The organism is Protofrankia coriariae, from assembly GCF_001017755.1.
Taxonomy (GTDB): domain Bacteria; phylum Actinomycetota; class Actinomycetes; order Frankiales; family Frankiaceae; genus Protofrankia; species Protofrankia coriariae.
On sequence record NZ_JWIO01000006.1, the window covers coordinates 266,182 to 273,838 of the forward strand.

The 7,657-nt window shown below is 73.0% G+C and carries 4 protein-coding genes (1 of these 4 cut by a window edge); all 4 read right to left on the minus strand.

The genetic code is table 11. The annotated features are described in order from the left end of the window. Nucleotides 1–1,807, minus strand: the 5' portion of a protein-coding gene (locus FrCorBMG51_RS06455) for a helicase-associated domain-containing protein (protein ID WP_476742123.1). The gene continues 296 nt to the left of window position 1, outside the view; the window shows 1,807 of its 2,103 coding nt (coding positions 1–1,807); its start codon is at nucleotides 1,805–1,807; its stop codon lies off the left edge, out of view. A 401-nt stretch (nucleotides 1,808–2,208) separates the two neighbouring features. Then, on the minus strand, nucleotides 2,209–2,676 hold the full coding sequence (locus FrCorBMG51_RS06460) for a hypothetical protein (protein ID WP_052914412.1): 468 nt from the start codon (nucleotides 2,674–2,676) through the stop codon (nucleotides 2,209–2,211). 383 nt (nucleotides 2,677–3,059) lie between these two features. After that, on the minus strand, nucleotides 3,060–3,227 hold the full coding sequence (locus tag FrCorBMG51_RS27955) for a hypothetical protein (protein WP_157180411.1): 168 nt from the start codon (nucleotides 3,225–3,227) through the stop codon (nucleotides 3,060–3,062). Between the two features lie 1,918 nt (nucleotides 3,228–5,145). After that, nucleotides 5,146–6,702 carry a glycosyltransferase gene (locus tag FrCorBMG51_RS06465; RefSeq protein WP_047222148.1) on the minus strand — a complete coding sequence of 519 codons (1,557 nt, stop codon included), beginning with the start codon at nucleotides 6,700–6,702 and terminating at the stop codon, nucleotides 5,146–5,148. Nucleotides 6,703–7,657 lie beyond the last annotated feature (955 nt).

Below are 7,657 nucleotides of genomic sequence, written 5' to 3' on the forward strand. Positions count from 1 at the left end.
CGGCGGCGGCCGCCCGCGCCGTGCGGGTACTGGCGTCCCCACGGCGGATCATCCGCACCATGTCGCGCAGCTGCTCGTCACGGCCGCCCCGCGCCTGGGCACCGCCCGGCGGCCGCGGCCGGCCCGGCGTGCGGTGCACCTCCGGCCGGCTGAGCACCACCCGCCCGTCCGGGCCCTCTCCCACCGGGGAGAAACCGGCGGCGCGCAGCCCGTCGAGCAGCTTGGGCATGGGCAGCGAGCAGACCACCACCGTCGGCGCGATCCGGCGCAGCCCCAGCGCCTGGGTCCGCCGGGAGGCGACCACCTCGGAGAGGACAGCGGTGTCGTCACAGCGCAGATAGGACGCGGCCGGCCCCGCCCGCAACCGCCCGTGCCGGCGAGCGACGTCGTCCACCAGGTAGTCCAGCGTCTGCGGTACGCCTCCACGGGCCACCCGGGTGAGAAAGTCGCGGATGTCCTCGACGGTCCGCCCGGCGTCCAGTGCCCGCCGCAGGGACGTCTCGGAGAACCGGTAGACCGTCGCCGCGCCCGAGGACTCGACATCGGCCATCTGCGCCAGCTCGGCGGCGATCTCCGGCACCAGCGGGCCCGGCGCCACCGCGGTGAGGTCGGCCTGCACGAACAGTTCGCTGACGGGCTCGGGCAGCATCGGGCCGAGCGCCGCCGCCAGCTCGGAGCGGCTCGCCCCCGCTCCTGCCTCGCCGCGGGCCAACGCCCACCCGGCGGCCGACAGCGCGCCCCGGCCGGTGACGCCCAGCAGCTCCGCCTCGGCGAAGACCCAGTCGACCATCCTGTCCAGCAACGGCCCGCCACGCCGCGGCATCCGCCAGGCGAGCAGCTCCCGCACCGAGGTGGGGGTGGGCGCGAGTCCGCGGGGCGCGGCGGCGAACGCGTCCAGTACGAGACGGCGCAGCTCCGGCGCGCTGCGCCGCCGCAGCTCCAGCGACAGCGCCGCGAGCTGGCGGCCCTTGTCGTCCCGCTCCCCCACCAGGCCGGGGACGTCCGGGGTGTGCAGCCACGCCTCCACCAGGACGGCCCACCGCATGGCCGGGGTCTCCACACACCACCGGTCGTAGGCCGTCGTGGGCATGATCTGGGTGTCCGTCCCGGTGGAGCCGTCGACCAGCCCGGCCGCGTAGGCGATCTCGACGACCACCGCCGCCACCGCTTCGGTGACGTCGAGCAGCTTCGCGGTGGCGCGGAAGTCCCGGACGCTGAGACCGCCGGTGCGCAGCGGGGTGGGCGGGGCCGTCCCCCACGCCTCGAGCAGGGCCGTCACCAGGCGGACCAGTGCGCCTGCGGCAAGAGCGGCGGCGCCGTCGACCTGGCCGAGATCGATCTGCCGGCCGGCGAGCGCGGGCGGGTCGACGTGCAGCTGCCCCGCCGGCCGGTCGCCGCGCAGGGCCAGGCCCACCTCCCGGGGGAGTTCGACCGTCTCCTCGTCGACGCCGACGAGCAGGCCCCGGGCGAGCAGTTCCTCCACCGGGGTGCGGGCGTCGGAGGCCGCGAGCAGGCGCCCGGCGTCGCCGGTGTGCCCCAGCGCCGGCCCGGTGGCGAGCCGGTCGAGGATCTGGCAGGCCCGCGGGCCGCACTCCTCGACCAGCCGGGCCACCCGCTCCCGCCCGGCCAGCACGGTGGTCAGCTCGTCGAGCAGGGCCGAGCGGGTGGCGGCGCCCCGGTCCCGGCGCGGGTCGACGCCGACCGCGGTGGCGAGCCGGGCCAGCTGGGTGTGCCGATGGCCGCCCAGGCACGCGCGCAACGGCCGGCCGAGCCCGAGCGGCCGCTCACCCAGCAGGTCACGGACCATGCCGACGAGCACGATGGCCGAGTCGTCCCCCCACACCAGCCCGCGTTCGCGCAGCGCCGTCAGGGCCGCCGTCACGTCCGCGCCCCCGCAGAAGGTCGACAGCTCCGCCGCGCTCACCGCCGGCGGGAGCAGCGTCAACGCCTCACAGACCTCGAGGGTGAAGACGTCGAGCCGCTCGAGCGCGCGGGTGACACTCACCCGGATCTCCAGCCGGGCAGCGAGGACGTCGAAGTCGGGCGGGGGCGGGGTGGCCAGGTCCGGCCGCAGGGTGAGCAGCCGGTTCAGCGCGTCATCCGGCAGGCCGCGCAGCCACCCGGCCAGGGTGGTGGGCACGTCGGAGCCGTCCGCCGGTATGGACACCCTCACAACGGTATCCGGCTGCGTGGAAGGCCCGACACGCCCTATCGTCCATCATCAAGATCGAATTCGTCGCTCACGGACACCGGGACCCGACCCACGCCGACCTGGGCCGTACCGACCTGGTCGAGCACCCAGCCGCCGCTGACGTTCCAGCGCAGTACGGCAACGGCCGGATCAAGATCATATTCACGTGGTCGGAGCGCGACGAACGCCCAGTCGGGCGAGCCGGTGGAAATCCTGATGGAGTCCACCTGGAGGCGGCCGTGGGGGACGGCTGCGACCAGCGGGCTGGCGAAGACCGCCCGGGCGATCGCGTCGACCTCCTCCGCGGTCGGCTCCCGACCGGGCGGGGCAGGAGCGGCGCCGGCATCCCGGCCGGCCCGGATGGCGGCCGGGGCTAACGCCCTGGCGTGGGGATCCTCAGCTGCGGGAGCGTCCGCGTCACGACCGGCCGCCGGGCGGATGACACGTGGGCCGTTGCCGTGTGGACGCGTGGAATGTGGACGCACGCGAAGCCTCCTGCCGCGGATGACAGGTCGGGACGTTACCCGGCCAACATCACGCCAAGTCGCACATGCTGTGACAGAGCGCGACAGACCTATCTATGCAGATTCACATGCAGGAGCCCCGAGCGCAAGGGCCGGGAACCGAATTCCTCGCACGGTGACCATCACAATGACCAGCCGCGAAACAGCGACTAGCGTGTATGGGCTATTTGGTGGCTGCTCACCGATTTGTCAATATCTCTCCTGGTAACAGAAAATTCAGGCACAATAAAACACTACCGTCCGACATATTTGTCAATATATGGACAAGTCGCCGACCAAGAACGGCGATCACCAAAACCTTTGATCATCAGAACCCCGGCCAGCGGCACCGGGAACATCGACGATCAACGGAACTTGTCGACGTTCTCGACAAGGAACGTCAGATTATGATCACGAGCCCAGTCACTGACCCGCGACTGCATGCTCACCGAGCCCGGCACCGCGACGGCTCGCCCGATGGAAAACCCGACGACCATGACAACGATCACCAACAGCAGACCCAGCAGGCTCACGGCCGGCCGCGCGCGCGGGGGACGGTGCCGGGCGGACGCGGCACCCGCCCGGGCCCGGGCGTCAGCGGCCGCGTCAAAGCCGGAATCGGTATCAGCGTCGGAATCGTCGGGAGCGGCGGCGCCGTCAGCGGCAGCGGCACGGGCCGGGCCAGGAGCGCCACCGGCGGATGCAACGTCCGCCCGGACGCGCTCGGTGCGCGCCTGAGCGGGACGACCAGCGGTGGCGGAACGGCCGTCCTCGCCGGGAAGCGTGGTGAACCGATCGGTGGCCTCGATGTCGTTCGCACTGGAGACGGGCTTGGCGGAGCCGCCCCACCCAGCCGATGGTCCGCGCCTCGCTGTCTCCCGACCCGCCCCGGCTGGTATCCGGGCCCCGGGCGGGCGAGCAATATGATCATTCTGCCGCTGGCTCTCCGGACGGGCTCGGTCACCGGCAACCGGCCCGCGCGCACCTGCCGCGCCGGCCGCACCCGCCGTGCCCGCCGGACCGGAAGCCGGTCGCGCCCGGGCATCGGGCCGGCCATGCGGGGCGGAGCGGGACCCCACGGGCCCGGAGTCGGGCGGGAGCACCGGCAGACGCGGCGGCGCGGCCGGNCGGCGGCGCGGCCGGCGGCATGCCGGCGACCGCGGACGATCGGGGCGAGGGCGGTCCGGATGAACCGACCTGTTCCGCACCGCCATGACCAGGGCGCACCGCCCCCGGCTGACGGAGTGCGGCAGCGGCGGACGCGGACCGGGCGCCGTCCCGACCACGTTCCGGAAACGGGTTGTATCCCTGTGTGGGCTCTCCGGTGTAAGGCGGCCTTCCCTGGTCCGCGCCGGGGCCGGCGCCCGACACCCGCCTCCGGATGACCGGGTCCGCTCCCTGGTCGGGAAGCCCCCGCTCGGCCGGTCGCTGCACGACGGTGGTCATGTCAAGCGGATCAGGGCCATCGGGCCCGCGGGCTCCCCGCTGGTCGGGATAGCCCTCGGCTCGACGGGCGTCGCCGGCGGCCGGCCCAGGCCCGTGCCGTGCGGGCACGGGCGGAGGCAGAGACGAAGACGAAGACGAAGACGAAGACGAACCGTGCCCTCTCGGACGTCCGTTGGCAACCGGTGCGGGAGCAGCGCCGGCGTCCACACCTGGTGCGTTGCTGCCCTGCCGGCCCGGCCCGGACCGGCCCGCGGGGGACGCCGTGGACCCGTAGCCGCCCGGCCCACGGCCGCCGGGTCCAGAGCCGCCGGGTCCAGAGCTGCCGGGTCCAGGGCCGCCGGGTCTGTGGTTACTGGCCACGGGCGTCGCGGACCGGTTGCCGCCGACGGGTTGGACGCTTCTGGCGGACCGGTCCGACAGGGTGGCGAAAGCAACCAGGCCCCTGCTCGCGGAAAGCGCCCGTATCTGGCCGAGGACGGGCCGCTCATGCCCGTGATCCACCTGCCCCGCCCCCGCCACTACGGACCGGGACGGCGGCGGCTCAGCCACTGGGCGCCGCGACCCACCCGGCCCGGGCCGGGACGGGCCCGCCGGCTCGNNNNCGGGCCCGCCGGCTCGTTCGGCGGCCACGTCTCCTCGTCGTTACCATCCGTGATCTCACGCGGCTCACCCCGCGAGTCCGCTCGAGGAGCACCTCGTCGGTCGCCCCGGGAGTCGGGGTCTCCTCGGACCACGCGAGTATCCTCCGGTCAGGTTCGCACGGCGGCGGTTGTGCCGATGTCGTCGGAACAGCGATATTAAGCGTATCCGCCACAGGTTTCCGCGACGCAACTCGCCCGGATCCTCACGGTCATACGCTGACGCTTCGTAACCGACTTATGTCCGAATCCCGACGCTCAACGGACCTGCTCCGCGACTCCCCTGACCATGGTCACGGCCGCGGTTTCTCCCACCGCGTGGCTCCTCCCACCGGCGTCCGCTCAAAGCGCCAGTTCGGTGGACGGGTCACCCCCGGTGGAGGTGACGCCCGGTGGAGGTGTCGCGGGGACGAGGGGAGCGGGCGGGGTGAAAGACCCAGGCCCGCATCAGCACGAACCGCACCACCGTGGCCAGCACGCCGCTGAGCAGCACGGTGACGATCTCGACGAGAACCCCGGACGACGACCAGAGGGCGTGCAACAGCCCGAGCCCGGCGGAGGACACCGCGAGCCCCAGCACGAACACCACCCCGGACTCGGCGAACTGGCGCAGCGCCCCCTCGCTGCCCACCTGCCCGAACGTCAGGCGCCGGTTGGCCCAGGTGTTGCCCACCGCCGTGCCGAGCAGCGCGATGAAGTTGGCCGCGAAGGACGACGCCCCGCCCTCGCGCAACAGCGCATAGGCGACGACGTAGGCGAGGGTCGAACACACCCCGATCGCCGCGAACGTCCCGAGCTGGCGGCCCATGTCACGAGGCAGCCGCGCGGCCCGGACCTGCGGTGGCAGGTCCACCCCGGCCCGGCCGGCGATGATACGGCGCGCGACCCGGATCATTCCGCGAATGTCCTCCATCGCGGTCGCCACGACGTCGACCCGCGAGTCCGGGTCGTCGGTCCAGTCCACCGGCACCTCGTGGATGCGCAGGCCGTTGCGTTCGGCCAACAGCAGCAGTTCGGTGTCGAAGAACCAGTGGTCGTTCTCGACGGCGGGCAGCAACGCGCGGGCCACGTCCGCCCGCACGGCCTTGAACCCGCACTGGGCGTCCCGGAAGGAGGTGTGGAAGGCCACCCGCAGCATCGAGTTGTAGCAACGCGAGATGATCTCCCGCTTCGGCCCCCGGACGACCCGGGACCCGCGGACGAGCCGGGAGCCGATCGCGACGTCCGAATGACCCGACAGCAGGGGCGCGACCAGGGGCAGGAACGCCTCCAGCCCGCTGGAGAGATCGACGTCCATGTAGGCCACGACGTCGGCGTCCGAGGACGACCAGGCCGCCCGCAGGGCCCGGCCGCGACCCTTGGCCTCCAGCCGGGCCACCCGGACCCGGTCGAATTCGCCGGCCAGCCGCCGGGCGACGACCGGAGTGGTGTCGGTGCTGGCGTTGTCCGCGATCGTGATACGCCAGCCGAAGGGGAAGCGGCGGGTCAGGTAGTCGTGCAGCCGGCGGATGCTGCCGTCGAGGGCCTCCTGCTCGTTGTAGACGGGGACCACCACCTCGACAAGTGGCTGTTGACGCCACCGCGCCGGTGGCGTCCCGTACTGCTGCTGGCGCCACCGCGCCGGTGACGTCCCGCACGGCTGTGGCGCCACCGTGCCCCGGGCGGCGGCCGGATCCCAACCGTCGGCTCCGAACGAGGCCTGCGACGGGATCGTCCGCGAGCCGTCAGGCCGGGCTTCCGCCAGGACGCCGGTGCTCCCGGGTGCGTCGAGCCCCGATTCCGGGTGGACGCCGGTAGGCGCGGCGCCGGCGGGCACACCACCGGCGGGCACGGGGGGCGTGACCCTGGCGCACGCGGAGCCGGTGGGCTCCGGGCCGGCGGACGGCGCGCCCGTGGCAGGGACCTCGAGGCCGTCGCCGCGCATGGGTAGCGCACAGGGCGATCCGGGCACGGCCGGGCCGGCGGGGCGGTCGTCCCGAAAAGGTTTCGGCAGGTTCACACCTTCCAGCGTCGGCGACCGCGGTGAGAACGGGCTGAACCGTGCCTGAGAAGCTACTGAGTGGTTGTCACGGCGAATCCCTGGCCCCACCACACGAGAACAGACGCGGCCGCGGAGCGCGGACGCGAAGCGGGAAACCGGAGAACGGGCCCGGGACGGAAGGCGGTGCGCGGGTTCGGCCGCAATACCCGTCCTGTCGCAATACCCGTCCCGTCGCGGTTCCTGCCGCGGTGAAAGCATCCGTCATGGTGAAAGCCCCGCTACGGAGGCGAGTCCCGGAAGGAGGACTTCGGGCGGGCGGAACAGCGGGCCGAACACGCAACAGCGGAAGGACGCAGAAGGACACGGATGGATGCCCGGAACGGGGCAGCCGAGATCGTCGGCACGGCATGCCACCTGCGCCGGCATCCTGACAGCGCATCTCGTTCCGTGCCGGGCTCCCTGCTTTCCCACCGTGGTTCGCTGTTTCCCACTGTGTTCCCCGCTACGGGTGTTCCCCGCGGCCGGTTCCTCCCGGCGCCGTGTTACCGCGCTGCCTCCCGCGGCCGTACGCTGCGTACTCTGCCGTCGTCGCCCCCGTCGGCGTGTGATCCCGGTGGGGGTGTCGGCCGGTGGGCCGTGTCGGGCGGCGGACACCGTCCGGTGCCACGTCTCAGCCGACTGTTGTCTGTACTTCAGTATTCACTCAGCTTGCGAGGGGAAGGTTCGTACCATGAGCACGCGGCCCCCCTTCGTCACCTTCGTGGACGGATCACCTTTGAACGCGCACGTATCCGACGACGGCATCGACGGCGTCGCGACCGGCTCGGACAGCCCGAACTGGGCGGCGCCGGATGCCGACCCCTATCCCGTCGTCGACACGCGGCCGGCCCGGCCGGCC

Excerpts from the sequence above, each read along its gene's own strand:
- FrCorBMG51_RS06465 (WP_047222148.1), bottom strand. The coding sequence starts at position 6,702 with ATGCGCGGCGACGGCCTCGAGGTCCCTGCCACGGGCGCGCCGTCCGCC.